Source organism: Citrobacter sp. RHBSTW-00859 (assembly GCF_013729795.1).
In the GTDB taxonomy this organism is placed as follows: domain Bacteria; phylum Pseudomonadota; class Gammaproteobacteria; order Enterobacterales; family Enterobacteriaceae; genus Citrobacter; species Citrobacter braakii.
Window position 1 is genome coordinate 4859661 of sequence record NZ_CP056284.1, and the last position, 25881, is coordinate 4885541.

31 protein-coding genes are annotated in these 25881 nt (G+C 51.5%); 17 read left to right on the plus strand and 14 right to left on the minus strand.

All coding sequences use genetic code 11. The features are described from left to right. Positions 1-28 precede the first annotated feature (28 nt). From ftsN to HV302_RS24365, 7 genes are all read left to right on the plus strand, one after another. Entirely contained in the window at positions 29-997 is a 969-nt protein-coding gene (gene ftsN / locus HV302_RS24340) for a cell division protein FtsN (protein ID WP_181626674.1), read from the plus strand. Positions 998-1088: 91 nt separating this feature from the next. Then, positions 1089-1619, plus strand: coding sequence for an ATP-dependent protease subunit HslV (hslV, locus tag HV302_RS24345; RefSeq protein ID WP_003028805.1), 531 nt, complete (start codon positions 1089-1091; stop codon positions 1617-1619). Between the two features lie 9 nt (positions 1620-1628). Further along, entirely contained in the window at positions 1629-2960 is a 1332-nt protein-coding gene (gene hslU, locus HV302_RS24350; protein ID WP_003028803.1) for an HslU--HslV peptidase ATPase subunit, read from the plus strand. A gap of 67 nt (positions 2961-3027) precedes the next feature. Beyond that, positions 3028-3957, plus strand: a complete 930-nt coding sequence (gene menA, locus HV302_RS24355; protein ID WP_181626675.1) for a 1,4-dihydroxy-2-naphthoate polyprenyltransferase — start codon at positions 3028-3030, stop codon at positions 3955-3957. A gap of 576 nt (positions 3958-4533) precedes the next feature. Then, positions 4534-5085: a hypothetical protein gene (locus HV302_RS24360; RefSeq protein ID WP_016157913.1), complete on the plus strand. Its 552-nt coding sequence runs from the start codon at positions 4534-4536 to the stop codon at positions 5083-5085. Continuing rightward, on the plus strand, positions 5082-5423 hold the full coding sequence (locus tag HV302_RS28690) for a putative T6SS immunity periplasmic lipoprotein (protein ID WP_345754931.1): 342 nt from the start codon (positions 5082-5084) through the stop codon (positions 5421-5423). Before HV302_RS24360 ends, HV302_RS28690 begins: the two co-directional genes overlap by 4 nt. Positions 5424-5435: 12 nt before the next feature. Beyond that, positions 5436-5936, plus strand: coding sequence for an Hcp family type VI secretion system effector (locus HV302_RS24365; RefSeq protein ID WP_016155257.1), 501 nt, complete (start codon positions 5436-5438; stop codon positions 5934-5936). A gap of 177 nt (positions 5937-6113) precedes the next feature. Here the strand turns inward: HV302_RS24365 and HV302_RS28445 are convergent, their stop codons facing one another. Together HV302_RS28445 and HV302_RS28450 are read right to left on the minus strand one after the other, a co-directional pair. Next, positions 6114-6614: a hypothetical protein gene (locus HV302_RS28445; protein WP_326928737.1), complete on the minus strand. Its 501-nt coding sequence runs from the start codon at positions 6612-6614 to the stop codon at positions 6114-6116. Between the two features lie 14 nt (positions 6615-6628). After that, positions 6629-6931 carry an Arm DNA-binding domain-containing protein gene (locus HV302_RS28450; RefSeq protein ID WP_326928738.1) on the minus strand — a complete coding sequence of 101 codons (303 nt, stop codon included), beginning with the start codon at positions 6929-6931 and terminating at the stop codon, positions 6629-6631. 236 nt (positions 6932-7167) lie between these two features. On the opposite strand from HV302_RS28450, the gene rraA reads away from it, so the two are divergent. Beyond that, complete coding sequence (gene rraA, locus HV302_RS24375) at positions 7168-7653, plus strand: ribonuclease E activity regulator RraA (protein ID WP_008787034.1); 486 nt, start codon at positions 7168-7170, stop codon at positions 7651-7653. Between the two features lie 42 nt (positions 7654-7695). On the opposite strand, the gene HV302_RS24380 is transcribed toward rraA, so the two are convergent. The 3 genes from HV302_RS24380 to zapB all read right to left on the minus strand — a co-directional run bounded on the left by HV302_RS24380 (position 7696) and on the right by zapB (position 9088). Continuing rightward, positions 7696-8085 (minus strand): hypothetical protein, encoded by a 390-nt coding sequence (locus HV302_RS24380; protein WP_047497576.1) that lies wholly within the window; start codon positions 8083-8085, stop codon positions 7696-7698. Then, positions 8082-8750 (minus strand): hypothetical protein, encoded by a 669-nt coding sequence (locus HV302_RS24385; RefSeq protein ID WP_181626676.1) that lies wholly within the window; start codon positions 8748-8750, stop codon positions 8082-8084. The genes HV302_RS24380 and HV302_RS24385 overlap by 4 nt, the downstream gene beginning before the upstream one ends. A 92-nt stretch (positions 8751-8842) precedes the next feature. Further along, positions 8843-9088: a septal ring assembly protein ZapB gene (zapB, locus tag HV302_RS24390; protein ID WP_019077914.1), complete on the minus strand. Its 246-nt coding sequence runs from the start codon at positions 9086-9088 to the stop codon at positions 8843-8845. A 428-nt stretch (positions 9089-9516) separates the two neighbouring features. Between zapB and HV302_RS24395 the strand changes: the two genes are divergently transcribed. The 4 genes from HV302_RS24395 (at position 9517) to fpr (ending at position 13881) form a co-directional block, all read left to right on the plus strand. Then, a complete protein-coding gene (locus tag HV302_RS24395) occupies positions 9517-10362 on the plus strand; it encodes an MIP/aquaporin family protein (RefSeq protein ID WP_016155255.1) in 846 nt (281 codons plus the stop codon). Positions 10363-10384: 22 nt separating this feature from the next. After that, on the plus strand, positions 10385-11893 hold the full coding sequence (gene glpK / locus HV302_RS24400; protein WP_016155254.1) for a glycerol kinase GlpK: 1509 nt from the start codon (positions 10385-10387) through the stop codon (positions 11891-11893). Positions 11894-12028: 135 nt separating this feature from the next. After that, positions 12029-13039, plus strand: coding sequence for a class II fructose-bisphosphatase (gene glpX / locus HV302_RS24405; protein WP_016155253.1), 1011 nt, complete (start codon positions 12029-12031; stop codon positions 13037-13039). 95 nt (positions 13040-13134) lie between these two features. Continuing rightward, entirely contained in the window at positions 13135-13881 is a 747-nt protein-coding gene (fpr, locus tag HV302_RS24410; RefSeq protein ID WP_181626677.1) for a ferredoxin--NADP(+) reductase, read from the plus strand. Between the two features lie 38 nt (positions 13882-13919). Here the strand turns inward: fpr and HV302_RS24415 are convergent, their stop codons facing one another. Then, positions 13920-14351 carry a DUF805 domain-containing protein gene (locus HV302_RS24415; protein ID WP_046276397.1) on the minus strand — a complete coding sequence of 144 codons (432 nt, stop codon included), beginning with the start codon at positions 14349-14351 and terminating at the stop codon, positions 13920-13922. A gap of 100 nt (positions 14352-14451) precedes the next feature. Here HV302_RS24415 and HV302_RS24420 point away from each other — a divergent pair, with 100 nt between their 5' ends. Together HV302_RS24420 and tpiA are read left to right on the plus strand one after the other, a co-directional pair. Continuing rightward, positions 14452-15048, plus strand: a complete 597-nt coding sequence (locus HV302_RS24420) for a DUF1454 family protein (RefSeq protein WP_181626678.1) — start codon at positions 14452-14454, stop codon at positions 15046-15048. 111 nt (positions 15049-15159) lie between these two features. Next, the gene (tpiA, locus tag HV302_RS24425) at positions 15160-15927 is read left to right on the plus strand and encodes a triose-phosphate isomerase (protein ID WP_003028783.1); all 768 of its coding nucleotides are present in this window, start codon (positions 15160-15162) and stop codon (positions 15925-15927) included. Positions 15928-16008: 81 nt separating this feature from the next. On the opposite strand, the gene HV302_RS24430 is transcribed toward tpiA, so the two are convergent. From HV302_RS24430 to HV302_RS24465, 8 genes are all read right to left on the minus strand, one after another. Then, a complete protein-coding gene (locus HV302_RS24430) occupies positions 16009-17313 on the minus strand; it encodes an SLC13 family permease (RefSeq protein ID WP_016157906.1) in 1305 nt (434 codons plus the stop codon). A gap of 73 nt (positions 17314-17386) precedes the next feature. Continuing rightward, positions 17387-18136 (minus strand): CDP-diacylglycerol diphosphatase, encoded by a 750-nt coding sequence (locus tag HV302_RS24435; protein ID WP_019077918.1) that lies wholly within the window; start codon positions 18134-18136, stop codon positions 17387-17389. 104 nt (positions 18137-18240) lie between these two features. Further along, positions 18241-19230 carry a sulfate/thiosulfate ABC transporter substrate-binding protein Sbp gene (gene sbp / locus HV302_RS24440; protein WP_016155247.1) on the minus strand — a complete coding sequence of 330 codons (990 nt, stop codon included), beginning with the start codon at positions 19228-19230 and terminating at the stop codon, positions 18241-18243. 206 nt (positions 19231-19436) lie between these two features. After that, positions 19437-20399: a 6-phosphofructokinase gene (gene pfkA, locus HV302_RS24445; RefSeq protein WP_003028778.1), complete on the minus strand. Its 963-nt coding sequence runs from the start codon at positions 20397-20399 to the stop codon at positions 19437-19439. Between the two features lie 185 nt (positions 20400-20584). Further along, the gene (fieF, locus tag HV302_RS24450) at positions 20585-21487 is read right to left on the minus strand and encodes a CDF family cation-efflux transporter FieF (protein WP_016155246.1); all 903 of its coding nucleotides are present in this window, start codon (positions 21485-21487) and stop codon (positions 20585-20587) included. A 243-nt stretch (positions 21488-21730) separates the two neighbouring features. After that, positions 21731-22114: a hypothetical protein gene (locus HV302_RS24455; RefSeq protein ID WP_181626679.1), complete on the minus strand. Its 384-nt coding sequence runs from the start codon at positions 22112-22114 to the stop codon at positions 21731-21733. A gap of 125 nt (positions 22115-22239) precedes the next feature. Continuing rightward, on the minus strand, positions 22240-22488 hold the full coding sequence (locus HV302_RS24460) for an ogr/Delta-like zinc finger family protein (RefSeq protein ID WP_181626680.1): 249 nt from the start codon (positions 22486-22488) through the stop codon (positions 22240-22242). Positions 22489-22527: 39 nt separating this feature from the next. Further along, positions 22528-23664 (minus strand): phage late control D family protein, encoded by a 1137-nt coding sequence (locus HV302_RS24465; protein ID WP_181626681.1) that lies wholly within the window; start codon positions 23662-23664, stop codon positions 22528-22530. Positions 23665-23817: 153 nt separating this feature from the next. Here HV302_RS24465 and HV302_RS24470 point away from each other — a divergent pair, with 153 nt between their 5' ends. Genes HV302_RS24470 through HV302_RS24480 form a run of 3 tightly spaced genes read left to right on the plus strand, consistent with a single transcriptional unit; the run spans position 23818 to position 25881 of the window. Next, positions 23818-24999, plus strand: coding sequence for a phage tail sheath subtilisin-like domain-containing protein (locus HV302_RS24470; RefSeq protein ID WP_181627494.1), 1182 nt, complete (start codon positions 23818-23820; stop codon positions 24997-24999). Next, the gene (locus HV302_RS24475; RefSeq protein ID WP_006117904.1) at positions 25000-25515 is read left to right on the plus strand and encodes a phage major tail tube protein; all 516 of its coding nucleotides are present in this window, start codon (positions 25000-25002) and stop codon (positions 25513-25515) included. Between the two features lie 48 nt (positions 25516-25563). After that, entirely contained in the window at positions 25564-25881 is a 318-nt protein-coding gene (locus tag HV302_RS24480) for a phage tail assembly protein (protein WP_006117903.1), read from the plus strand.

Sequence of the window (25881 nt, forward strand, 5' to 3'; positions counted from 1 at the left end):
ACGAACGAATAAATACAGCGAAACGATAGTGGCACAACGAGATTATGTACGTCGCGGCCAACCGGCACCTTCGCGGCGCAAGAAGAGCACATCACGGAAAAAACAACGCAATACGCCTGCGGTATCGCCCGCTATGGTTGCTATTGCTGCAGCCGTACTCGTGACCTTTATCGGTGGTCTTTACTTCATTACGCATCACAAGAAAGAAGAGTCCGAAACGCTGCAAAACCAGAAAGTCACCGGTAATGGCATCCCGCCAAAACCGGAAGAGCGCTGGCGATACATCAAAGAGCTGGAAAGCCGTCAGCCTGGCGTACGTGCGCCTACCGAACCGTCTGCAGGCGGCGAGGTACTGAACGCCGATCAGCTTACCAATGAGCAGCGCCAGTTGTTGGCGCAAATGCAGGCCGATATGCGCCAACAGCCAACGCAGCTCAACGAAGTACCATGGAACGAACAAACTGCTGAACAACGCCAGCAAACGCTGCAGCGTCAGGTGCAACAGCAGCAGTGGAATAACACCCAACAGCAGGCTCAACAGCCGCGCCAACGGGTAACGGAACAGCCGTACCAGCAGCAGCAAACGCGTACTGCGCAAGCCGCACCGGTACAGCAGCCGAAGGCGCAGCCAAAACCTGCGGCCCAACAGCCGTATCAGGATCTACTGCAAACACCTGCGCATACCACCGCCGCTCAGCCGAAAACGCAGCCGGCCGCGCCGATAACAAATGAAACGCAGCCGCCAAAACAGACGGCGGAGAAAAAAGATGAACGCCGCTGGATGGTACAGTGCGGCTCATTTAAAGGCGCTGAGCAGGCAGAAACCGTGCGCGCGCAGTTGGCCTTTGAAGGCTTCAACTCACGTATTACCACCAATAACGGCTGGAATCGCGTGGTCATTGGTCCGGTCAAAGGCAAAGAGAATGCCGACAACACCATCAGCCGCCTGAAAGTTGCTGGTCACACAAACTGCATTCGACTCGCCACTGGGGGTTGAAACCCCCAAAATCCCCCCCATCTATACTTGCATTACGCCCCGCATACTGCGCGGGGCCTGTGTTTTGCATTTGTAACCAAGGGGTCTGCTCGTGACAACAATAGTAAGCGTACGCCGTAACGGCCATGTGGTAATCGCCGGTGATGGTCAGGCCACACTGGGTAACACCGTAATGAAAGGCAACGTGAAGAAAGTCCGCCGTCTGTACAACGACAAAGTCATCGCGGGCTTTGCGGGCGGTACTGCGGATGCATTCACGCTGTTTGAACTGTTTGAACGCAAGCTGGAAATGCACCAGGGTCACCTGGTGAAAGCTGCCGTTGAACTGGCAAAAGACTGGCGTACCGACCGTATGCTGCGCAAACTCGAAGCGCTGCTGGCCGTTGCGGATGAAACTGCATCACTCATCATCACCGGTAACGGCGACGTCATCCAGCCAGAAAACGATCTGATTGCCATCGGCTCCGGCGGTCCCTACGCCCAGGCTGCTGCACGCGCTCTGCTGGAAAACACCGAGCTTGGCGCACGCGAGATTGCTGAGAAAGCGTTGGATATTGCAGGGGATATCTGCATTTATACCAACCACTTCCATACCATCGAAGAATTGAACTCCAAAGCGTAAGGATCCCCCATGTCTGAAATGACCCCACGCGAAATTGTCAGCGAACTGAACAAACACATCATCGGCCAGGATAACGCTAAGCGTTCCGTGGCGATTGCCCTGCGTAACCGCTGGCGCCGCATGCAGCTCAACGAAGAGCTGCGCCATGAAGTTACGCCGAAAAACATTCTGATGATTGGCCCAACCGGCGTCGGTAAAACCGAAATCGCCCGTCGTCTGGCAAAACTGGCCAACGCGCCGTTCATCAAAGTTGAAGCAACGAAATTCACCGAAGTCGGCTATGTTGGTAAAGAAGTTGACTCTATCATCCGCGATCTGACCGATGCTGCCATCAAAATGGTCCGCGTTCAGGCCATCGAGAAAAACCGCTTCCGTGCCGAAGAGATGGCGGAAGAGCGCATTCTCGACGTGCTGATCCCACCGGCTAAAAATAACTGGGGACAGTCAGAGCAGCCGCAGGAACCTTCTGCAGCGCGTCAGGCGTTCCGTAAAAAACTGCGTGAAGGCCAGCTGGATGATAAAGAGATCGAAATCGATCTCGCGGCCGCACCGATGGGCGTTGAAATCATGGCGCCTCCGGGAATGGAAGAGATGACCAGCCAGCTACAGTCCATGTTCCAGAACCTGGGCGGTCAGAAGCAAAAACCGCGTAAGCTGAAAATCAAAGACGCGATGAAGCTGCTGATTGAAGAAGAAGCGGCCAAACTGGTGAATCCGGAAGAGCTGAAACAGGAAGCTATCGACGCCGTTGAGCAACACGGAATCGTGTTTATCGACGAAATCGACAAAATCTGTAAGCGCGGCGAATCCTCCGGCCCGGACGTGTCCCGTGAAGGCGTACAGCGCGACCTGCTGCCGCTGGTTGAAGGCTGCACGGTCTCCACTAAACACGGTATGGTGAAAACAGACCACATTCTGTTTATCGCCTCTGGCGCATTCCAGGTAGCGAAACCATCTGACCTGATCCCGGAACTGCAGGGTCGTCTGCCGATTCGTGTCGAGCTGCAGGCGCTGACCACCAGCGATTTTGAGCGTATCCTTACCGAACCGAATGCCTCCATCACCGTCCAGTACAAAGCGCTGATGGCGACCGAAGGTGTGGACATCAACTTCACCGAATCGGGCATTAAACGCATTGCCGAAGCGGCCTGGCAGGTCAATGAAACCACCGAAAACATCGGTGCACGTCGTCTGCATACCGTTCTCGAGCGTCTGATGGAAGATATTTCCTATGATGCGAGCGATTTAAACGGCCAAAGCATCACAATTGATGCCGAATATGTGAGCAAACATCTGGATGCGCTGGTCGCAGATGAAGATCTGAGCCGTTTTATCCTATAATCGCGTTCAATGCATTTTCATCACTGTTGATGGGGCTGATAAAGCCCCATTTTTATTGGCGCTAAATATGACTGAACAACAAAAAATTAGCCGCTCACAAGCCTGGCTGGAAAGTTTACGACCTAAGACCTTACCGCTCGCCTTCGCGGCGATCATCGTCGGTACGGCATTAGCATGGTGGCAAGGATACTTCGATCCGCTGGTTGCTCTGTTGGCATTGATTACGGCAGGACTGCTGCAAATTCTGTCCAACCTCGCTAACGACTATGGCGATGCCGTCAAAGGCAGCGACAAGCCCGACCGCATTGGACCACTGCGCGGTATGCAAAAAGGGGTTATCACCCAACAGCAGATGAAGCGTGCGCTGATCGTTACCGTGGTGTTGATCTGTCTGTCGGGTCTGGCCCTGGTTGCTATGGCCTGTCACACGCTGGCGGATTTTGTCGGTTTCCTGGTACTTGGTGGCCTGTCGATTATCGCGGCGATCACCTACACCGTGGGTAATCGCCCTTACGGATATATCGGTCTGGGCGATATTTCCGTGCTGGTATTCTTTGGCTGGCTTAGCGTGATGGGAAGCTGGTATCTGCAGGCGCATACGCTGATTCCGGCGCTGATTCTGCCTGCCACCGCCTGTGGCCTGCTGGCAACTGCCGTGCTCAACGTTAACAACCTGCGCGATATCAACAGCGACAGAGAGAACGGCAAGAACACGCTGGTAGTACGTTTAGGTGCCGTCAATGCCCGCCGCTACCATGCCTGCCTGCTGATGGGGACGCTGGTTTGTCTGGCGCTGTTTAACCTGTTTTCGCTACAAAGTCTGTGGGGATGGCTGTTTATCCTTGCCGCTCCGCTGCTTTTCAAACAGGCGCGTTACGTGATGCGCGAAATGGATCCTGCGGCAATGCGTCCGATGCTGGAACGCACCGTAAAAGCGGCGCTATTAACTAACTTGCTGTTTGTCGTTGGAATTTTCTTAAGTCAGTGGTCTCTTTAACTGACAAATATCAATTAACAATTTCAATTTTTAGAATCGCATAACGCCTCGCAACCCTTACAAATAGAGGGGCGCGAGGTTTTTCCATGTTTTTTATATTTTCCGGGGATACCTCGGGGATACCAACGAACGGTAAACACCGTGATCTATAAGTACTAAAATCAGCGTTTCCCAGCTTACTTAACCGATCACGTGGTCTGAAGCCCAACCGTACGAGAGCGTACGCTAAGTGCATTTTTTAATGCAGGTTGGGCGAGTGAAGAAAATGAGGGTTTTATTTACTTTTGCCATTAATGCCAGTATCCGTGCGGTTTCCGGCATTAACGGTCTTAATAAACCCAGTAATCAAATCAACGTAAACCTGACCGACAACGCCACGAATTTGTAGATTTAAATTCATAAGGTTACGTTTTTAGCGTCCGATCTCGTACGGTTGCCCCCCAAACCAGGGGGCTTAACGCTAGAAGCGGCGTAGCCGCAGTTTTTGACAATTTCGGATATTCCCCGCATTTTTTAACAGGAAAAAATTTACTTTAAGGCGTATTAAGGTGTTTTTACCAATGGATGATGTCTTCAATGATAAGGGAAATGAACGATATAGACCGGGGCGGGTTACGGCTGTTAACGCTTGGTGAGATTAACCTGGCCCGTACCCTCTACGCTTTCACCATCCGCTATAACGAAGTCTGGATCCACCGCAGCAGCTATCTACCTTTCAACCTCCAAAAGAACAACTACGCCATGACGCCCAACGGCGAGTTGTACTTTCAGGAAGGTACTTATGAGCCTGACTTTTCACAGCCGCATGTTAATAACGATCGCGTTAGTGGGCAGCATCTTTTTTTACATGAAATGATGCACGTCTGGCAGCATCAGCGCGGGATGATGGTAAGGATGCGGGGCCTGTTCTCTTGGGCAGTTGATTACTATTACACGTTGGATAAGGCCATACTCTTGGATTACGGCTTAGAGCAGCAGGCTGCAATGGTGGCTGATTATTGGCTGCTTAAAACGTATGGATTCGGCAACCGCTCTGATTTGTATCTCCTCAAGGATTACGATCCATCTGAGCCTGTCCTTAGCCTCATATCCCGCTATGAGAAAGTGTTAGGGAGGTTCCCGCATTGAAATACTACTTTCTCATTCCTGCCTTTTTTGCGCTGGCTGGGTGTGGCGCTGGCGATAGCGTTCCCCCATGGCGTAGTTTCCCCATTATAAATAATTCGCTTTGCTTCTCTGTTAATAAATCGGACGTTCTGAGCCGATACGGCGTTTATTCTGAGCAGGGGAATGAATACAAGACATTGGCGGAAAATTCGCATGTAGCTCTCTCCTATCCTGAAACGTGCTTAAAAATACCGATAACGCCGGGCTATATCTATGCGGCTTCATACACGTTGAACGGAAAGAATTACCGTTACAACTTTTTCATCGACAGAAACGGGCAAATATTAAGCACAAAATAAGGAAATCTAAAAATGTCATTACCAGCTTATATGTATATTTATGATGAAAATGGACAGCTGATCAAAGGCAGTTGCATGGCGCTGGGCCGTGAGGGTGCAATTGAAATCATGAACAGCAGTTACGGTGTGTACCAAAACACATGCCGCAACACTGGCAAGCTGATGGGTTCGCGCGAACACAACGCTTTTACCCTGCACAAAGAGATTGATAAGACCTCGCCATATTTTGCGGTTGCAGTCTGCCAAAGTAAGCGGCTGCAAAAGGCAGTAATCCACTATTACGACATCAACGAGGCGGGTGTCGAATACGAGATTTACCGAATTACGCTTAACAACATCGTAATCATGTCCGTCAATGCTGCTCATGCTTATATGCCGGGTTCCCACACTCCGGGCATGATGGAAAATATAGCCATCACCTACTCAGGCATTGAGTGGTTTTATATCGAAGGGAATATCAAATACGACGATGACTGGAGCCGCCCGGTTGGTTACAACCAGCAGCAGAGGTAAATCGAATTGGCAGGCAGATCTGCTGAAAATAAAGACCACTTAGCAGACTGCCTGCAATACTCGTCGCTATTCCCGAACACGCTTACTTGCAATACGAGCGTACTTGGTCATCAAATCAACGTAAATCAAACCAATAATGCAACAACTTTATAGACTTAAAATCATAAGGTTACGTTCTTAGCGTACATTTCCGTACGGTTGGGCTTCACCCCCCATCAACACATCAGTTTTATAGCCTGCTATAGCCCATTGTCTTACGGTATCAAGGGCCTTGAGCCAGCGGCCTAAATCATTATTTCTGATTTTAGTTGTTCTCCGTGTATTTCCATTCCAAAGCATTTTTGTACTTAAAATGGTTGTGGGCGGATCCGGTAACAATCTCCCGCCATCTTTATCACGGTAGCTATCATATGCATAGCGATAGACAGCACGCAGAACACGTGCCCATAAATCAGCCTGGGCTTTACTGCCTTTTTCTTCACGCCTGAACGGGCCACCAAACCCTATGCCATGCCCGGTAATGATCCAGTGTCTCGTTTCCACCATTTCACACGTGAGAGATGAAAGTTGAAGAGCCATCCAGTCACCAGAATAATTATTGATGGTGTCTTCATATTTTTCGCTGGTCGTTTTTTTTATACGCCCGGCAGCCAACCGGGATTTGATGTACTCATCCAAAGCATCAGACAGCGTTACCGCCCATTTTTCTCTTCACGCCGCCGTTCGTTCGGGTTACGCCGTGTGGTAGCTACTTCACTTAAGGCGCTATATGCCCGCTCTCTGGCCTGCTCAATAGTCATATCCGGGAACTTGCCCAACGTCACACGGTAAAATTTTACGTCGCGCTTTCGGGACACACAAAAACTTTTGCTGCCACTAGACGTAACGCGCAGCCGCAACTCATTAACGACACTATCAGCATATTCAAGGCGTTTGTCGGCATCAGGAACGGGGAGTTCCTGATGCACGGCTTTGGTGAATCTGATCGTTCTCATAGGGCTTTCTTTTATGCTCCAGCAATCTTCCGGAGATACCTCGGGATACTTTACAGAGGGAAATACGGGCAATTTCAGGTCATTATCGGCTGTTTTCAAAATCAGTAATCACCTGTTTTTCAATGAAAAATACGAAGAGTTATTGATCTGGACACTAATTAACAATTGATGATTTTGCCAACAGTACACATAGCGCGATATACTGAAAATTCTCGCAGCAACTGAACGTTAAGCCTATGAAATACGATACATCCGAGCTTTGTGACATCTATCAGGAAGATGTCAACGTCGTGGAACCGCTGTTCTCTAACTTTGGAGGACGGTCGTCGTTTGGCGGACAAATCATCACGGTAAAATGTTTCGAGGACAACGGGTTGCTGTACGATCTGCTCGAACAAAATGGCCGTGGTCGCATTCTGCTGGTCGATGGCGGCGGTTCTGTCCGTCGTGCGCTGGTCGATGCCGAACTGGCACGACTGGCCGTACAGAATGAATGGGAAGGTCTGGTCATCTACGGCTCAGTCCGCCAGGTAGACGATCTGGAAGAACTGGATATCGGCATTCAGGCGATTGCCGCAATTCCGGTAGGTGCTTCAGGAGAAGGTATTGGGGAAAGCGATGTGCGCGTCAACTTTGGCGGCGTGACATTCTTCTCCGGCGACCACCTGTACGCCGACAACACCGGGATAATCCTCTCCGAAGACCCGCTCGATATCGAGTAAGTGAAAAAGGCCATCAGCAAGTTTGATGGCCTTTTATTTTCTTCATTCATCCGATTTGTAGTGAATGACCTTAACATCATAATTCCCAGCTCTTGCTTCAACAACGACACTCATCATCTCGCGACTTGCAGGATAAGATTCAACGTATGCGTTTAATTTTTCTTCTGCTCTGTGAATATCATTCTTAGGTATCCCCGTAAAAACTATTTCACTGCGTTGAAGATGGCTACCCTCATCTGTATGGCTTACAAAAAACCAGTCGCTGGATACCCTTGGAACCTGTTTAATCAATTTCGGCGTTAATAACTGATAAATTAATAAATCATGCTGCGTATAGCATTTTTTTGTAAAGACACTCACCATGAAATAACAATAAAGCAGCGCAAAGAAAAGCATAAATGCAATAATAACACCTAATCGTCGAAACGTCATATACGGAGTTCCCGAACATAATTTGGATTCGCAACAGGTTTAATTACATCCATGAATAAAGGTAGCGTCCCTGAATAGGGTTCATGTTTCTTATCCTTATCTAATGGGTCAGGAAAGAGTAACGGAATAACGCTTTTGTTTTTAAACTCACCAACAGGACCATAGAAATCCCAGATACGATAAGCTTTTTCTTTCGAACATATTTGAAGATAAGATGTGTAATCTGCATAATTTACAGCCTGGTAAAAACCAAATAAATTCGATACCAAATCTTCAGCACTATAGCCACTATCCGTTAAATAAACGTAAGGCCAAAAATCCTGTAAGGATTCGAAACGATGTGACGTACTCAAGAATATAGACAAAGCAATACCTTGCAGAATTCGCTCCTGCAATCCTCGTCGCACCATGAATCTACGATATATACCAGTATTAATATTTAGACCGTGAATGCTTTTAGACATACTTTGATGGTAATTTACTTCATAAAATTCACTATCACCACCACAAGGTCTTGTCATTTCAAACCATAATTTTTCAGCGCCTGCCGGATTAGCGTGGCCTAAATCAATCCACCCTAGATTATCTGTATAGATAAGACCATATCTAATATCTCTGGTGATAAATCGATCCGAATTATCAATAATATCGTTTCTTTTTGTCATATCGTATTCTTTGAAATTTGAGAATTACGATATCCTAAAGTCTACATAGTAAAAAGGCATCCATTATGGATGCCTTTTTAAAGAAATCAGAATTAGACTTCTTCCATACGCCCCAACAGGGCATGCAGACGATCCTGCCAGCCGTTCTGCTGTTCTTTCAGGTTGTTGTTCTCACGCTCCAGCTCTTCACGCTGCTGCTGTGCAGACTGAACTTCCTGCGACAGTGAGTTGTTCTTTTCTTTCAGCTCTTCGATTTCCATCTGCAACAGCGTGATGGTATCAATCGCCTGCTGTACTTTTGCTTCCAGTTTCTCAAACACTTCTAATGACATCGTCATACCTCTCCTGAATTGCAAGGCGTTGATGGATAAAAATCTTCGTCCCGATAACCGGCGACGCCTTAATAAAAACGAGCGCACTCTACTTAACACCGATTGTATGAAGCCGCGTCATCCCTGTCCAGCGGCATCCCGCGCAGATTGCGGTTTGCAACACTTTTCGTCTTTCTCCTGGTGACATTACTATCATAACTCTTAAGTGTTAACGAATTGATCATTGAAATGATTCAGCTCACACTATTTTTGTATAACAAATACCGCGAAATGGCGCGATAACGCTCATTTTGTTGATGGAGTACACACATTTTAATTTCGATATTTCTCGTTTTTGCGCGTTAACGATAAATTAACAGTGTGCCTACCGGCTCCGGGGATGTCAGTGACCTTCTCGCATACAATAAACATTAAACTCTCTTCAGGATCCGATTATGAGTCAAACATCAACCTTAAAAGGCCAGTGCATTGCTGAATTCCTCGGTACCGGGTTGTTGATTTTCTTCGGTGTGGGATGTGTCGCTGCACTCAAAGTTGCTGGGGCTACTTTTGGTCAGTGGGAAATCAGTATCATCTGGGGTCTGGGGGTAGCGATGGCTATCTATCTGACCGCAGGCGTTTCTGGTGCACACCTGAATCCAGCAGTAACCATCGCACTCTGGCTGTTCGCCTGTTTTGATAAACGCAAAGTTGCTCCTTTTATTATTTCGCAAATTGCCGGCGCCTTTTGCGCAGCGGCACTGGTTTACGGGCTTTATTACAATCTTTTCATCGATTTCGAACAAACTAACCATATCGTGCGCGGCAGTACCGAGAGCCTGGGTCTGGCAGGTACTTTCTCGACCTATCCGAACCCGCATATCAATTTTGTGCAGGCCTTCGCGGTTGAAATGGTCATTACCGCTATTCTAATGGGGCTGATTCTGGCTCTGACCGACGATGGTAACGGTGTACCTCGTGGTCCGCTGGCACCACTGCTGATCGGCTTGTTGATCGCCGTTATTGGTGCTTCCATGGGTCCGCTAACAGGTTTTGCGATGAACCCGGCACGTGACTTCGGACCGAAACTCTTCGCCTGGATGGCCGGATGGGGTGAGATTGCCTTCACGGGTGGTCGTGATATCCCTTACTTCCTGGTCCCGGTGTTTGGCCCGATTACCGGCGCGATTTTAGGCGCATGGGCATATCGCAAACTGATTGGTCGCCATTTACCGTGCGATGTCTGCGCGATTGAAGAGAAAGACGTTGCGACCAACACTCAACAAAAAGCTTCGCAGTAATGTGACTACGGGACAAATAATCATGACTGAAAAAAAATATATCGTTGCGCTCGACCAGGGCACCACCAGCTCCCGCGCGGTCGTAATGGACCACGATGCGAATATCGTTAGCGTTTCACAGCGCGAATTCGAGCAAATCTACCCGAAAGCAGGTTGGGTAGAACATGACCCAATGGAAATTTGGGCGACCCAAAGCTCCACGCTGGTAGAAGTTCTGGCGAAAGCCGATATCAGTTCCGATGAAATTGCAGCGATCGGTATTACCAACCAGCGTGAAACCACCATCGTCTGGGAGCGTGAGACCGGTAAACCTATCTATAACGCAATTGTGTGGCAGTGTCGTCGTACCGCGGATATCTGCGAAAAGCTCAAGCGCGACGGAATGGAAGAGTACATCCGTAATAACACGGGTCTGGTAATTGACCCGTACTTTTCCGGCACTAAAGTGAAGTGGATCCTCGACCACGTAGAAGGCTCACGTGAGCGCGCTCGTCGCGGCGAACTGCTGTTCGGTACGGTAGACACCTGGCTTATCTGGAAAATGACGCAGGGACGCGTACACGTAACGGATTACACCAACGCCTCTCGTACCATGCTGTTCAACATCCACTCCCTGGACTGGGATGACACGATGCTGGATGCGCTGGATATTCCGCGTGCAATGCTGCCAGAAGTGCGTCGTTCTTCTGAAGTGTACGGCCAGACCAACATCGGTGGTAAAGGCGGCATTCGTATTCCTATCTCCGGTATTGCCGGTGACCAGCAGGCCGCTCTGTTTGGCCAACTGTGCGTGAAGGAAGGGATGGCGAAAAACACTTACGGTACCGGCTGCTTCATGCTGATGAACACTGGCGAGAAAGCCGTTAAGTCCGAAAATGGACTACTGACCACCATCGCCTGTGGACCGACCGGGGAAGTGAACTACGCGCTGGAAGGTGCGGTATTTATGGCTGGCGCATCCATCCAGTGGCTGCGCGATGAAATGAAACTCATCAGCGATGCATTCGACTCTGAATATTTCGCCACCAAAGTGAAAGATACCAACGGCGTGTACGTCGTTCCGGCATTCACAGGCCTTGGCGCACCGTACTGGGACCCGTATGCACGCGGAGCCATCTTCGGCCTGACCCGTGGCGTAAACTCCAACCACATCATCCGCGCAACGCTTGAGTCTATCGCTTACCAGACCCGCGACGTACTGGAAGCGATGCAGGCTGACTCCGGTATTCGCCTGCACGCCCTGCGCGTCGATGGCGGTGCGGTCGCCAACAACTTCCTGATGCAGTTCCAGTCCGATATTCTCGGCACGCGCGTTGAGCGCCCGGAAGTCCGCGAAGTCACCGCATTGGGTGCGGCGTACCTTGCCGGTCTGGCAGTAGGTTTCTGGCAGAATCTGGATGAACTGCAGGAGAAAGCGGTCATCGAGCGTGAATTCCGCCCTGGCATCGAAACCACCGAGCGTAATTTCCGTTACAGCGGCTGGAAAAAAGCGGTCAAACGCGCCATGGCGTGGGAAGATCACGACGAGTAATTCGTCATTGCCGGATGGAGACGTTACCTTGTCCGGCAATATCTTCGTGCGGGGGCAACCCCGCACACACATCAATAATCTAGTCCCCTCCCCTGTGCTACACTTCGCGCCATTCCTTTCAGCTACGAGTTTGCAATGAGACGAGAACTTGCCATTGAATTTTCACGCGTGACCGAAGCGGCCGCGCTGGCTGGCTATAAATGGCTGGGCCGCGGCGATAAAAATACCGCTGATGGCGCGGCGGTGAACGCCATGCGAATTATGCTCAACCAGGTCAACATCGACGGCACCATCGTGATTGGCGAGGGTGAGATTGATGAAGCGCCGATGCTGTTTATCGGCGAGAAAGTCGGAACCGGCCACGGTGATGCGGTCGACATCGCCGTCGATCCTATCGAAGGCACGCGTATGACGGCAATGGGCCAGGCGAATGCGCTGGCGGTGCTGGCTGTAGGCGATAAAGGCTGTTTCCTGAACGCGCCAGACATGTACATGGAAAAGCTGATTGTCGGCCCTGGCGCAAAAGGGTCCATCGACCTGAACCTGTCACTGGAAACCAACCTACGAAACATTGCAGCCGCGCTGAACAAACCACTGAGTGACCTGACCGTCACCATCCTGGCAAAACCACGCCATGACGAGGTTATTGCAGAGATGGCGAAACTGGGCGTGCGCGTCTTCGCCATTCCTGACGGCGACGTTGCGGCCTCGATTCTGACCTGTATGCCTGACAGCGAAGTTGACGTGCTGTACGGTATTGGCGGCGCACCGGAAGGCGTGGTTTCCGCGGCCGTCATCCGCGCGCTGGACGGCGACATGCAGGGCCGCCTGTTGGCGCGCCATGACGTCAAAGGCGACAGCGAAGAGAACCGTCGTATTGGCGAACAGGAACTGGCCCGCTGCACCGCGATGGGCATTGAAGCGGGCAAAGCGCTGCGTCTGGATGAAATGGCGCGCAGCGACAACGTCATTTTCTCCGCCACCGGCATCACCAAAGGCGATCTGCTGGAAGGGATTAGCCGTAAAGGCAATATCGCAACCACCGAAACGCTGTTGATCCGCGGCAAATCACGCACGATCCGCCGCATTCAGTCGATTCACTACCTCGATCGCAAAGATCCCGATGTGCAGGCGCACATCCTGTAATTGATTTGATCAATAGAGCCTTCCAGCCCATCCGGGCTGGAAATCTTTCGTCCAACGAACGAAGATAAGGCAATCAAAGCAGACAGGAGAAAACCATGGCAGATTGGGTAACAGGCAAAGTCACAAAGGTGCAGAACTGGACCGATGCCCTGTTTAGTTTGACCGTGCGAGCTCCGGTTCTTCCTTTCACTGCAGGTCAGTTCACCAAGCTTGGCCTTGAGATCGACGGTGAGCGCGTCCAGCGCGCCTATTCCTACGTGAATGCGCCCGATAACCCCGACTTAGAATTTTATCTGGTGACGGTTCCCGACGGCAAACTCAGCCCTCAACTGGCGGCGCTAAAGCCTGGCGATGAAGTTCAGGTGGTGAGTGAGGCCGCTGGATTCTTCGTGCTGGATGAAGTCCCTGATTGCGAAACGCTATGGATGCTGGCAACCGGCACGGCTATCGGCCCGTATTTGTCGATTCTGCAACTAGGCAAAGATCTGGGTCGCTTTAAAAATCTGGTGCTGGTCCACGCCGCACGCTATGCCGCCGATTTGAGCTACCTGCCATTGATGCAGGCGCTGGAAAAGCGCTACGAAGGTAAATTACGCATCCAGACGGTTGTTAGCCGTGAGACAGCCGTAGATTCGCTGACCGGGCGTGTACCGGCGCTGATTGACAGCGGTGAACTGGAAAAGGCGGTAGGGCTGCCAATGGATAAAGAAACCAGCCATGTGATGCTATGCGGAAATCCACAAATGGTACGCGACACGCAGCAACTGCTGAAAGAGACCCGGCAGATGACCAAACACCTGCGCCGTCGACCGGGCCATATGACTGCTGAACACTACTGGTGAGGGTTGCCGGGAGGCGCTTGCGCTTCTCCGGTCGACAACTACTGGCGCTCGGCTTTGTACTTTACGTCCTGCGTATCCTTACCATATTTATTTTCGTCCTGGGTGCCAACGAACGCGCCCAGATCGATGAGCATACCGACCAGAATGAGCGTCGGAACAAAGCGACCAACCGCCCATTGCCAGACGCCGGGTAACACCGCCCAATTTCCGGCCAGCAGCATCCACGCCAAAATCATCAGCAGCGCCCACGCTCCAGAACGTCCCCGATCGTGCAGGCGTTTTACCGTCACTGCCGCCGTCGGCCATAGCAGACAAACCAGACAAAATGCCGCAGTCTGAATATCGAGTAATTGCTTGCTCGCCAGCGAGAACAGAACCAGCATTCCGACGATCCACAGACCTATCCAAATCCAGAAATCACGGCGCCCGATGCGCCCTTTAAATGAGAATAACCACTGCTGTATGGTCATGTAAGTTCCTTTATTATTACCTTCCAGAACAGTTTACCCTTTTGACAAGCCCGACAGTTACCGTTTTAATCGTGAGCAGTCATAACGAAAGGTACGATTGATGAAGCAAGGATTTACACTGTTTTTATTATTGTTTTCAGCCTTCACCGCGAGCGTTGCGGCACGGGCGGAAGAGCCATCGACGGCAACCACGGCCCCCTATTTACTGGCGGGTGCGCCGACCTTTGACCTGTCGATTAGCCAGTTTCGCGAAAACTTTAATACGCAGAATCCGAAGCTTATCCTGAATGAGTTCCGCGCCATCGACAGCAGCCGCGATCGGGCAAACCTCACCCGCGCGGCCAGTAAAATCAATGAAAACCTGTATGCGTCCTCCGCCCTTGAGCGCGGCACGCTAAAAATCAAAAGTATGCAGATAACCTGGTTGCCGATTCAGGGACCAGAACAAAAGGCGGCCAAAGCGAAAGCGCTGGAATACATGACCGCCGTCATTCGTACCGTCGCGCCGCTACTGACGAAAGAGCAGAGCCAGAATAAGCTGCAAAAACTGCTCGCTGCCGGCAAAGGTAAACACTATTACGCCGAAACAGAAGGCGCAATTCGCTATGTTGTGGCAGATAACGGTGAAAAAGGGCTGACCTTCGCTGTTGAACCGATTAAGCTGGCACTATCAGATAGTCTTGAGAAGGCGAATTGATGACAAAAAGCAAAGCCTTTCCGCAGACGAATCTCTATACTGTTTCACAGACCATGCTGCCCTGACGGGCGGCCATATTCCTTAATTCGCTGACAAGCGTGGAGAAATGAAATGCGACATCCTTTAGTGATGGGTAACTGGAAACTGAACGGCAGCCGCCACATGGTAAACGAACTGGTTGCTAATCTGCGTAAAGAACTGGCTGGCGTTGCTGGCTGTGCAGTAGCAATCGCTCCGCCGGAAATGTATATCGACCTGGCGAAACACGCCGCTGCCGGTAGCCACATTATCCTGGGCGCGCAGAACGTTGACCTGAACCTGTCTGGCGCATTTACCGGTGAAACAAGCGCTGAAATGCTGAAAGATATCGGCGCGCAGTACATCATTATCGGTCACTCTGAGCGTCGTACTTACCACAAAGAGTCTGACGAGCTGATCGCTAAAAAATTCGCCGTGCTGAAAGAACAAGGTCTGACTCCGGTTCTGTGCATCGGTGAAACCGAAGCAGAAAACGAAGCGGGCAAAACTGAAGAAGTCTGTGCACGTCAGATCGACGCCGTTCTGAAAACTCAGGGCGCGGCAGCATTCGAAGGCGTCGTTATCGCTTACGAACCAGTATGGGCTATCGGTACCGGTAAATCTGCAACTCCTGCTCAGGCTCAGGCTGTTCACAAATTCATTCGTGACCACATTGCTAAAGCTGACGCGAAAATCGCTGAACAAGTTATCATCCAGTACGGTGGTTCCGTAAACGCAGCGAACGCAGCAGAACTGTTCGCTCAGCCGGATATCGATGGCGCGCTGGTTGGCGGTGCTTCTCTGAAAGCAGATGCCTTCGCGGTCATCGTTAAAGCAGCAGAAGCGGCTAAACAGGCGTAATGCTGTTGAGGCGGGTAGCGCTTCGCTGACCCGACCTCCAAGACTGTAGGCCCGGTAAGCGTTAGCGCTATCGGGCTTTTTTTACAACTTACCCAACACGCTAAACCACAGATAATCCAGCGGCAGAAGAAGCAGATATGTTGCCGTCGCCAGCGCGATACACAGCAGCATCCCCGCCCTCGCAGGCACTTTCCCAAGCGCCATCGCCACCACAATCGGCGAAGCCTGATACGGCAGTAGCGGTGTGGAATACCCCAATACCTGAATCATAATCACCGACAGCAGCGGGAACCCAGTAGCATCGGCAAAACTTTGCGCCAGAGTGGTATACAGCGCCGGAACGCCGTTCGCCGTCATAATAAAATTGAGTGCGGTGGTAATGCCGGTCAGCGCGAGAAAGCTGGTAAATGGTTTTTCCGCATCCAGCGGCATCACCTGTAACAGCGCCTCGCCCACTGCATTGCCAATGCCGGTCTGGGTAACGGTAATTGCCAACCCCAGAATCCCCGCCACGTAAATGCAGGTCCTGATATTTACCCCGGAGGAAAACTCGTCGCCATTGATAAAACCAACCCGTGGTAGCAGCGTGATAACCGCCGCCGCCAGCCCGGTCCACGCAGGCCCTATACCGTGCCAGCTTTCACTTACCCACAGCAGCAGCACCACTGCTAGCATCCATGCAAGACGTTTTTCATCCCGGCTCATGGGTTCCGCTGGCGTGAGATCGCGCGGTGCGTGGGGCTTGCCAGGGAACAGCCAGCAGATAAGCATGATGAGCACCGCGCCTTTAAGCCAGCCCAGAACCGGCGTATGCAGCAGCAAATAGGGAAGATAATTGAGGTGGATGCCGTAAGAGCCTTCCGCCGCGCCGCTCATTACCAGATTTGGCACGTTAGCGGGTAAAATCGTCGCGGAAAGCTGGAACGTCCCAAACCCGACGGCCAGCGCCAGACCATACCAGGCGCGCGTACCCTCGTTAATTCCGGCACGCTTCGCCATTGCGGCAACAATCGGCATCAGCAGCGCAATACGCCCCATATTGGACGGCATCACAAACGCCAGCGCGTAACTGAGCAGCACCACGCTCGCCACCATTAACGGCCAGGAATCGGTCAATCGCGATGACAGCGCTCTCGCCGCCCTGTCCGCCAGCCCCGTTTTGCGAATCGCGATACCCAGCACAAAACCACTAAAGACCAGCCAGAATGCCGAAGACGCAAATCCGCCAAAGATCACATCCGCAGGTGCGATTTTGGCGACCATTGCTACGGCAAAGAACAGCAGCGCCGTTATAAACTCCGGCAGTAGCGACGTCGCCCAGAGCAGGATGGTAATGCCAATCACCAGAGAGGGGATAAACAGAGGGTGTGTAAGCCAGAGCGACATGCCTGTCTCCTGTTGTTTTTTTCAACAAGAATACGGGGACAGACATGCGGAGTAAATGCCAGATTAGGTGGGGTTAACGCAGAATATCACATTGATGATCCTGAATTTCCTCAGCGGAGGCGAGATTGAGCGACAACAGATTGCGCTGGGTCGCCAGCAGGACAAAGGACTCATCGCTCTGACGCACCATCGCCAGCGCATAGCTGCCCATGTGCTCACGCGCATCCGGCACCTCTTCTGCCAGCATCATAAACGGGCTGCGTTGCGCCAGTTCATTTTCCGTAACGCGACGCGCCAGATATTCATGACCGCGCAGCCCACCCGGTAATGGCAGCCAACGAGTGCTGATTTTCGCCAGATTGTCATCCAGCTGTTTTCTGACATCGGTTCGCAGGCAGGAGATATGAATATGCAGATGATTTTGCGTACGCCCGCTACGCGAGTTAATGGTCAGCGATACCGCTTTGTCAGGGATTTCCTGACCGTATTTTTGGCTCATAAAGCTGCGCGCCTGCCAGGCCAGCCAGAAAAAGTTCGGCGTACCTGATTTCAGCAGCAGCGGGCTTTCCGTTCCGTTGATGCGCCAGGTCGGCATCAACAGGTATTGCAGTGGGCCGTTACGATCCTTGAACACCACATATCCGGCATCCGGCTTCACTTCGGCGCACGGCGTGGGATCCTGCTGCTGCAACTGGTGCGGCAGGCATTGCTGAAGAACAATCTGGCGTAATGCGTCCGGGTTACCAGTGAATTTCCAGTACCCGATACCTGCAGCAGCGGCGACTACAATCACCGCCAGTAAAAGATAGCCTGCTTTTTTCATTACGCGTTCCCTGTATCTCATTGAAGGGCAAGAGTAACGCAAAACCATGACAAATAAAAAACCCGGTCGCGTTATGCCACCGGGTCGGTAAATCACAGACTTATTTAGCGCTTGCTGATCTGGTCAAACGTACCACCGTTAGAGAAGTGCTCTTTCTGCGCTTTCGTCCAGCCGCCAAACTCTTCGTCGATGGTGAACAGTTTCAGCTTCGGAAATGCATTTTCGTATTTCTTCGCAACGTCTGCATCACGCGGACGATAGTAGTTTTTCGCTGCAATTTCCTGACCTTCCGGAGAGTAGAGATATTTCAGGTAGGCTTCCGCCACCGTTTTGGTGTCTTTCTTTTCCACGACTTTATCGACCACAGAAACGGTCGGTTCCGCGAGGATAGATTCACTCGGCGTCACTATCTCGAATTTGTCTTTGCCCAGCTCGTTTGTCGCCAGCAGGGCTTCGTTTTCCCAGGCGATCAGCACATCACCGATACCGCGTTCAACGAAGGTATTGGTTGAGCCACGCGCACCGGAGTCCAGCACTTCAACATTCTTATACAGGGCCTTCACGAAGTCTTGTGCCTTGGCCTGATCGTTGTTGTTGTGGTGCAAGGCGTAGCCCCATGCCGCCAGATAGTTCCAGCGTGCGCCGCCTGAGCTTTTCGGGTTTGGCGTAATGACCGACACGCCTGGTTTGATCAGATCGTTCCAGTCATGAATTTGTTTGGGGTTGCCTTTGCGGACCAGGAAAACGATGGTGGAGGTGTATGGCGCGGAGTTATCCGGCAGACGCTTAATCCAGTTTTTATCGATACGACCACGTTCAGCAATGGCATCCACATCGTAAGCCAGCGCCAGCGTCACGACATCGGCTTCAATACCGTTAATGACGGAGGTCGCTTGTTTACCCGAACCGCCATGCGACTGGCGGATCACGACGTTGTCGCCCGTTTCCTGCTTCCAGTGCGCGCTAAAGGCCTTATTGTACTGCTCGTACAATTCACGCGTTGGATCGTACGATACGTTAAGTAACTGAATATCCTTTGCCAGAACGCTGGTCGATGCCAGCAATAATGTTAACCCTACGCCCCATTTGTTCATCGCCCAGCTCTCTTATGTGGTGTTGTGATGAGCAAAGCGTGCCAGAAAGGTATTCAAACATTAAAGAATAAAAAAAGATTTGCTATAACTTGGGGGAATAAATGCGGGGAATTGTGCCGAATGGTGGTTAGCGGCTCATCAGGCCTACAAGTCTTTACAACCTGTAGGCCTGATGCGCTTAGCGCCATCAGGCGCGGAAAAAACAATTAGTACAGTTTTTTCGCGCAGTCCAGCCAGTCACCTTTGAACGGACGCTTCATGTTTTCAATCGCGTCGATGATGTCGTGGTGAACCAGTTGTTCGTTCTGAATACCTACACAGCGACCGCCGTGACCTGCCAACAGCAGTTCAATGGCATATGCGCCCATACGGGACGCCAGTATACGGTCGTAAGGCACCGGAGAACCACCACGCTGGATGTGACCCAGTACGGTTGAGCGCGTTTCACGACCCGTTTCTTTCTCGATGTAATGCGCCAGTTCGTCAACGTCACACATGTGCTCAGTGATCGCCACAATCGCGTGTTTTTTACCTTTCGCGATGCCTGCTTTGATTTCAGCAACCAGATCGTCACGGCTGAATTCCACTTCCGGAACCACCACAAACTCACAGCCACCAGCAATGGCAGCAGCCAGAGTCAGATCGCCACAGTAGCGGCCCATCACTTCAACGATGGAAATACGCTGGTGAGAAGAAGAGGTATCACGCAGACGGTCAATCGCTTCGACTACGGTACCCAGAGCGGTGAAATAACCGATGGTGTAGTCGGTGCCTTTGATATCGTTGTCGATAGTGCCAGGCAGACCGATGCATGGGAAGCCCATTTCAGTCAGGCGTTTTGCCCCCATGTAAGAACCGTCACCACCGATAACAACCAGCGCGTCAATGCCACGCTTTTTCAGGTTTTCGATAGCCACGGCACGCACGTTTTCGTCGCGGAATTCCGGGAAGCGGGCAGAACCGAGGAATGTACCGCCACGGTTGATCATGTCGGACACGCTGTAGCGGTCAAGTTGAACCATACGGTCTTCATACAAACCCAGGTAGCCATCATGGATCCCCATGACTTCCAGCCCTTCCGTCAACGCTGCACGTACAACACCACGGATTGCTGCGTTCATGCCCGGCGCATCACCGCCGCTTGTCAACACACCGATTTTCTTAATCATGACTACCTCTGAACTTTGGAATGCAAAATGAAATCTGCTGCCGGAAGTCGATTCCGCATATCGAAACGATCCAACGAATATGCAGATAGTATAACAATCACTTCCTGCTGAATTGATTCAGGTCAGGCCAAATGGTGGTAATTTATACACAAAATGCTGGCCCGGTTCACTTTTTTTACAACGAATTATAAAAGCTCAAACATCTTGCCTTCCTTGGGTACGACCGAACAGGGATCCTGATGAATGATGACATCCGATCCCGGGAAACGCCGTAAAATTGCCTGCTCTACCTGTTCAGCCACTAAATGCGCCTGAACGAGCGGCAGATTATCTTCCATTTCCAAATGAATCTGAATAAAGCGGGTCGGCCCTGACTGCCGCGTGCGAAGATCGTGAGCGCCGCTGACTCCAGGCCATGACGTCACAATATCAATAATTTCCTGACGTTCTTCATCGGGTAAAGCGCGATCCAGCAAAGACTGTACCGCCTCATAACCCATGCGTAATGCACTATATAAAATATAGATGCCAATCCCGAGCGCAAACAAGGCATCTGCGCGATGCCAGCCGTACCATGCCAGCCCAAGCGCCACGAGAATTGCACCGTTCATCATAACATCAGACTGATAATGAAGCATATCCGCCCTAACGGCCTGACTTTGCGTGCGCTTCACCACCCAGCGCTGAAACGAGACCAGAATGATTGTACACACTAACGCAATGATGGTGACAACCACCCCGACGCCAGGATCTTTCATTGGCGTGGGTTGGATGAGATGCTGAATCCCGGTCAGGAATAAAAACAGCGCCGAACCGGAAATAAACATGCTTTGCGCCAGCGCCGCCAGCGATTCCGCTTTTCCGTGTCCGAACGTATGTTCATCATCGGCCGGTTGCAAAGAATAGCGCACCACCAACAGGTTGGTTAACGACGCAGCGATGTCCACCAAAGAATCCACCAGCGCTGCCAGAATACTGACCGATCCGGTGTACCACCACGCAAAAATCTTGATCAAAAGTAACAGCGATGCCATTACGGTCGCCGCGATTGCCGCCCGGCTAACCAGCCGCCCATAGGTTTGATTCATAAACACTCCTGCCAGGATATGCCGCTAGTATAACGGATGAAGTAAAACAGTCAGGCAATAACCGAGTGACAAATTTTGGGCAAAAAAAACCCCCACATCATGTGGGGGAAGACAGGGATGGTGAAGGAATCCAACCAGTAACACAATGGAATAAAAGGATTTATTCTAATCTTCGTCTACATTTTGACTACACTTCGACATAAAAAAGCCGGGCTTCTGCCCGGCATCTTACCGAAACACCCCTCACTCATCAGGGCCGCAGTTGTCTTTGTATGACGCTGGCACTGGATCACTAAACCGGGTGTAGATTTTCTTCTCCGTTACAGAGTAGGTGACGCCCTTAGAAAACGTGCCCTTTGATTTCATGCTTATTTTCATAAGGAATGGAGAGAATCCCTCGTAAGCCCCAAAACCATTTTTTGCATTAATCTGGCCGCAAACATAGCCAACGATAGCCCCATCAGGTGAATCCTCACCCTGAATAAATCGAAGATATCTAAATTTTACGCTATCTGGATCCCTAACATCTGCTGCGACTTCTGACTTACCTAGTTCAACAGCTTTTTCAGCGCTGGGCTTACATCCAACGAGAGAAACCAAAGCCAGTATTAACAACACCTTTTTCATATCCCTATCCCATCATCGCTATTAATATGCTGACCGATGTTATCAAAGATATTTTCTCTGGAAAAAGCGTTTTGCTTGAAGTTGCCCCCGCACTGAATGGATTTACGGGGGCGCTTTGACGGTGGTCAGAGAACCAGATTAAGCTGGTCTCTGCCGTAATGTGATGCGGGGAAAGCATCGCGCGGGATGAAATCAGGCGGTAACGGCGCTGTACCTGCACGTTTTGTTACTTCCCTTTCCACGCTGTTAAGCGTGGTGAATGACCGGCTGCACTCCAGATTCTGACACTGGTGATATTGCCGGATTGTCATATCGGTTATTTTACGGCTGGTACGGGTGCGGGCCATAGCGCCGCAAAATGGACATCTGAACATAATGATGGCTCCCCTGTGGGAGTTGAACTCCATTTCATTTTATTCAGTTTCCGCTATCCAGTCAGGTATTTTTGCTTCCAGCTCCAGCCGGGTGGTAAACCCGCTGTCGTCTATGACGTGCTCAGCACGCGCAATAATCCAGTCCTGATTGTCTATTTCATCCTTAAAACCGCTAACCGTAACGTGCATTTCCGGGTAAAGCTCAGCGCGGCCACGCGCCAGGGTGATCGAAAACTCTGCTGCGCCACGCTGAAGCTGTTGCCACTTTGCCGCCGCCGCACGTTTCGCCGCCTCTTCATTCTGGTAAGTCTTGCGCAGCACATAGACGTTACCGTCTGCGCCCTCCATGTAATCGCCCTCACGGCTGCTGCTTTTCTCTTTTTTAGGCTTTGCAGGCTTGCGGCGCTTAATACTGACCTTTTTCTTTTTGCCAAAATTGAGATCCAGCCAGTAAGCCCTGACGCCGGTATACGCATCCCGATCGGCAATACGGAATCTGTGCCGGTCGCCACTAGTGCGGTCAATGCTGGCAGAGGGTAGCGCCTTCCCGTCAGCGGTCACACCACCACCCGGCAGGATAAACAGAAGACTGCCGTTCTTGACGGTAGCAATTGCGCCCAACATTTCCGCCATGCGGGTAAGGAATGACATGTCGCTTTCCTGCGTCTGGTCGGCGTGATCAATCTCAATATCCATGAGCATTTCACTGATCTGCGCCTTCAGTCCGTAGCGGTGCGCTATTGCCGACACAACGCGCTCAACGGTCACGTCATGCCATGAGACTTCGCGCTTTACGTTAAACTCTTCACGAAAATCAGCGCTGCGGGCAGTAACGCCAATGGTATCTGCCGGGCCTTCGTGGGATACCTCGTCAACCGTGTACAGCCCCTTGTAAATCAGCGGTTCACCCAGCCAGCCAAATGATACGGCAAGCTCGGCACCGCGCGGCGGCAGTGCAACCATACCGTCACTATCATCAATGGAAATAGATAGCTGATCAGCATCAAAGCCCCTGTTGTCCGTCAGTGACAACGACATGATCCGATCATCAAGCTGCGTCAGTACCTTGCCGCCCATCGTAATGCTGAATCCCGGACTTTTTACCGCCTCGGTAAGTGAATCGTTATAACTGCTGACGGCGTCGTTAAGTGATTTGGTCAGGTCTGTAAGTGCCATGCTTTCCCCCTTCTTCCGGCGAAGGATCCCACGCGCGCGGGAGAGACCAAATCGGTTTTTGTTGTCGCCGTCCGGCCAGACCCGCAATAGCGTGAGTGGCGGTCAAACATGGGGGATTATCACTGCGAACTCAATAACGTAATGGTGGAAACTATGGCGGAATCTCGCTTTCATGGTGCCCGCATTCGGGAGAATACCGACCTTGTGGCGGCTATCAATGACATTGAATCCAGTGTCATTGGGGTTGTCGCCGTGGCGGATGATGCCGACGCGGAAACCTTTCCCCTGAATACCCCCGTGTTACTGACGCGGGTTAACAACGTGCTGGGTAAGGCGGGTAAAACCGGCTCCCTGTACAAAACTCTTAAAGCCATCGCTGACCAGACCAGCCCGAAGGTTATCGTTGTGCGCGTGGCCGCAGCCACGGAAGAGGAAGGCGCTAAAACGCAGTCGCAGCTCATTATGGGGGGCACAGCAGAAGACGGCAGCTATACCGGCATGTACGCGTTTCTGACTGCCGAACAGAAGGTGGGTTATCGTCCGCGCATTCTGGCCGCGCCGGGCTACGACACTGAAGAAGTGACCTCCGCGTTGTGCGTCATTGCGCAGAACCTGCGCGCGTTTGTCTATGCCAGTTGTTACGGCTGCGAGACGATGGCTGAAGCCATTGCATACCGTGCGACCTTCGCCTACCGCGAACTTATGCTGATCTGGCCTGATTTCATCGCCTACAACCCGCTGACCGGAGAGAACGAAACCTTCCCTGCCCCGGCGTATGCCTGCGGACTGCGTGCGCTGATTGACAACAATCAGGGCTGGCATAAATCGCTTTCCAACGTGTCAGTCAACAACGTGCTGGGTATTTCGCAGGATGTTTTCTGGTCGCTTCAGGCTGAAGACAGTGACGCGAACGAACTGAACAACAAGGAGATCACGACGCTCATCAAGCGTAACGGTTTCCGGTTCTGGGGCAACCGCGTCACGGATACCAAAGATTACATCTTTGAGGTTTATACCCGTACCGCCCAGATTCTGGCTGACAGCATCGCGGAAGCACAGTTTGAGGCTATTGACGAGCCGCTTACTCCGGCCAACGCCAAGGACGTGGTCAGCGGTATCAGCGGGAAACTCAGCTCGCTGGTTACTCAGGGTCGGTTAATTGGCGCTTCCTGCTGGTTTGATATCCTGGATAACCCGACAACCGGACTCCGTCAGGGTCAGGTTCGCATCCGCTATAAATATACGCCGGTTCCGCCGATGGAGGATCTGACGATGTACCAGACCTTCACCGATGAATACTTTGAATCGGCGTTCTCTTCGCTGGGAGGTGCATAAATGGCGGTTCCTCACAAACTGCGCCTGTTCACCTGCTTTGTGAACGGCAGCAACTGCATTGGCAAAGTCTCTTCCGTGACGCTGCCAAAACTGACCCGTAAGACTGAAGACTTTCAGGGCGGCGGGATGATTGGCTCTGCTGCGGTAGATCTCGGTCTGGACAGTGGCGCACTGGACACCACGATGGTGGTTGGCGGTCTGGTTCAGTCGCTTTTGCTGAACTACTGCGGCGATATCGACGAGACCCGTTTCCGCTTCGCTGGTGAGTATTACACCGATGGCGAAAGCCTGCTTGTTGAGGTTGAACTACGCGGCCGCATCACCGAAATGGACGGCGGCGAAAGCAAGCAGGGAGAAGACACCTCCGTCAGCTACACGATGAAAAACACCTATTACAAGCTCACTATCGACGACAAGCCGCTTTTTGAGTTTGATCTGCTGAACTTCATCTACAAGAAAGACGGCAAGAATATCTACCCTGACCGCATTACGTCTGCGCTGGGAATGGGTAACTGATTAACCTGATAAGTGGCGGCACACCCGTGCCGCCTGGAGCATTCAACAATGAGCAAGAAAACTGATAACGCCATTACGCTGGCAAAACCCGTTGTTCGCGGCGATGAAAAAATTACTCAGGTAGCGATCACGGATGAAATCAAACAGGCTGGCTCCCTGCGCGGTCTGAAACTGGTCAACGTGATGAATATGGATGTGGATTCAGTGGCGGTGCTGCTGACCCGTGTAACGTCACCGCGCCTCAAGCAGACCGAAATTAACGAAATGGATACCCGCGATTTCGTCAGCCTGTCAGAAGCGCTCGTCCCTTTTTTGACGCCTGCGGGGTCTGGAGCATCGAACGAGGCGGAGACGGAGAATCAGTAA

What these genes read in the sequence shown, in the direction of transcription:
- hslU (WP_003028803.1), top strand. Translation starts at nt 1,629, where the DNA reads ATGTCTGAAATGACCCCACGCGAAATTGTCAGCGAACTGAACAAACAC.
- menA (WP_181626675.1), top strand. Translation starts at nt 3,028, where the DNA reads ATGACTGAACAACAAAAAATTAGCCGCTCACAAGCCTGGCTGGAAAGT.
- HV302_RS24360 (WP_016157913.1), top strand. Translation starts at nt 4,534, where the DNA reads ATGATAAGGGAAATGAACGATATAGACCGGGGCGGGTTACGGCTGTTA.
- HV302_RS24365 (WP_016155257.1), top strand. Translation starts at nt 5,436, where the DNA reads ATGTCATTACCAGCTTATATGTATATTTATGATGAAAATGGACAGCTG.
- HV302_RS28450 (WP_326928738.1), bottom strand. Translation starts at nt 6,931, where the DNA reads ATGAGAACGATCAGATTCACCAAAGCCGTGCATCAGGAACTCCCCGTT.
- rraA (WP_008787034.1), top strand. Translation starts at nt 7,168, where the DNA reads ATGAAATACGATACATCCGAGCTTTGTGACATCTATCAGGAAGATGTC.
- HV302_RS24380 (WP_047497576.1), bottom strand. Translation starts at nt 8,085, where the DNA reads ATGACGTTTCGACGATTAGGTGTTATTATTGCATTTATGCTTTTCTTT.
- HV302_RS24385 (WP_181626676.1), bottom strand. Translation starts at nt 8,750, where the DNA reads ATGACAAAAAGAAACGATATTATTGATAATTCGGATCGATTTATCACC.
- zapB (WP_019077914.1), bottom strand. Translation starts at nt 9,088, where the DNA reads ATGACGATGTCATTAGAAGTGTTTGAGAAACTGGAAGCAAAAGTACAG.
- HV302_RS24395 (WP_016155255.1), top strand. Translation starts at nt 9,517, where the DNA reads ATGAGTCAAACATCAACCTTAAAAGGCCAGTGCATTGCTGAATTCCTC.
- glpK (WP_016155254.1), top strand. Translation starts at nt 10,385, where the DNA reads ATGACTGAAAAAAAATATATCGTTGCGCTCGACCAGGGCACCACCAGC.
- glpX (WP_016155253.1), top strand. Translation starts at nt 12,029, where the DNA reads ATGAGACGAGAACTTGCCATTGAATTTTCACGCGTGACCGAAGCGGCC.
- fpr (WP_181626677.1), top strand. Translation starts at nt 13,135, where the DNA reads ATGGCAGATTGGGTAACAGGCAAAGTCACAAAGGTGCAGAACTGGACC.
- HV302_RS24415 (WP_046276397.1), bottom strand. Translation starts at nt 14,351, where the DNA reads ATGACCATACAGCAGTGGTTATTCTCATTTAAAGGGCGCATCGGGCGC.
- HV302_RS24420 (WP_181626678.1), top strand. Translation starts at nt 14,452, where the DNA reads ATGAAGCAAGGATTTACACTGTTTTTATTATTGTTTTCAGCCTTCACC.
- tpiA (WP_003028783.1), top strand. Translation starts at nt 15,160, where the DNA reads ATGCGACATCCTTTAGTGATGGGTAACTGGAAACTGAACGGCAGCCGC.
- HV302_RS24430 (WP_016157906.1), bottom strand. Translation starts at nt 17,313, where the DNA reads ATGTCGCTCTGGCTTACACACCCTCTGTTTATCCCCTCTCTGGTGATT.
- HV302_RS24435 (WP_019077918.1), bottom strand. Translation starts at nt 18,136, where the DNA reads ATGAAAAAAGCAGGCTATCTTTTACTGGCGGTGATTGTAGTCGCCGCT.
- sbp (WP_016155247.1), bottom strand. Translation starts at nt 19,230, where the DNA reads ATGAACAAATGGGGCGTAGGGTTAACATTATTGCTGGCATCGACCAGC.
- pfkA (WP_003028778.1), bottom strand. Translation starts at nt 20,399, where the DNA reads ATGATTAAGAAAATCGGTGTGTTGACAAGCGGCGGTGATGCGCCGGGC.
- fieF (WP_016155246.1), bottom strand. Translation starts at nt 21,487, where the DNA reads ATGAATCAAACCTATGGGCGGCTGGTTAGCCGGGCGGCAATCGCGGCG.
- HV302_RS24455 (WP_181626679.1), bottom strand. Translation starts at nt 22,114, where the DNA reads ATGAAAAAGGTGTTGTTAATACTGGCTTTGGTTTCTCTCGTTGGATGT.
- HV302_RS24460 (WP_181626680.1), bottom strand. Translation starts at nt 22,488, where the DNA reads ATGTTCAGATGTCCATTTTGCGGCGCTATGGCCCGCACCCGTACCAGC.
- HV302_RS24465 (WP_181626681.1), bottom strand. Translation starts at nt 23,664, where the DNA reads ATGGCACTTACAGACCTGACCAAATCACTTAACGACGCCGTCAGCAGT.
- HV302_RS24470 (WP_181627494.1), top strand. Translation starts at nt 23,818, where the DNA reads ATGGCGGAATCTCGCTTTCATGGTGCCCGCATTCGGGAGAATACCGAC.
- HV302_RS24475 (WP_006117904.1), top strand. Translation starts at nt 25,000, where the DNA reads ATGGCGGTTCCTCACAAACTGCGCCTGTTCACCTGCTTTGTGAACGGC.
- HV302_RS24480 (WP_006117903.1), top strand. Translation starts at nt 25,564, where the DNA reads ATGAGCAAGAAAACTGATAACGCCATTACGCTGGCAAAACCCGTTGTT.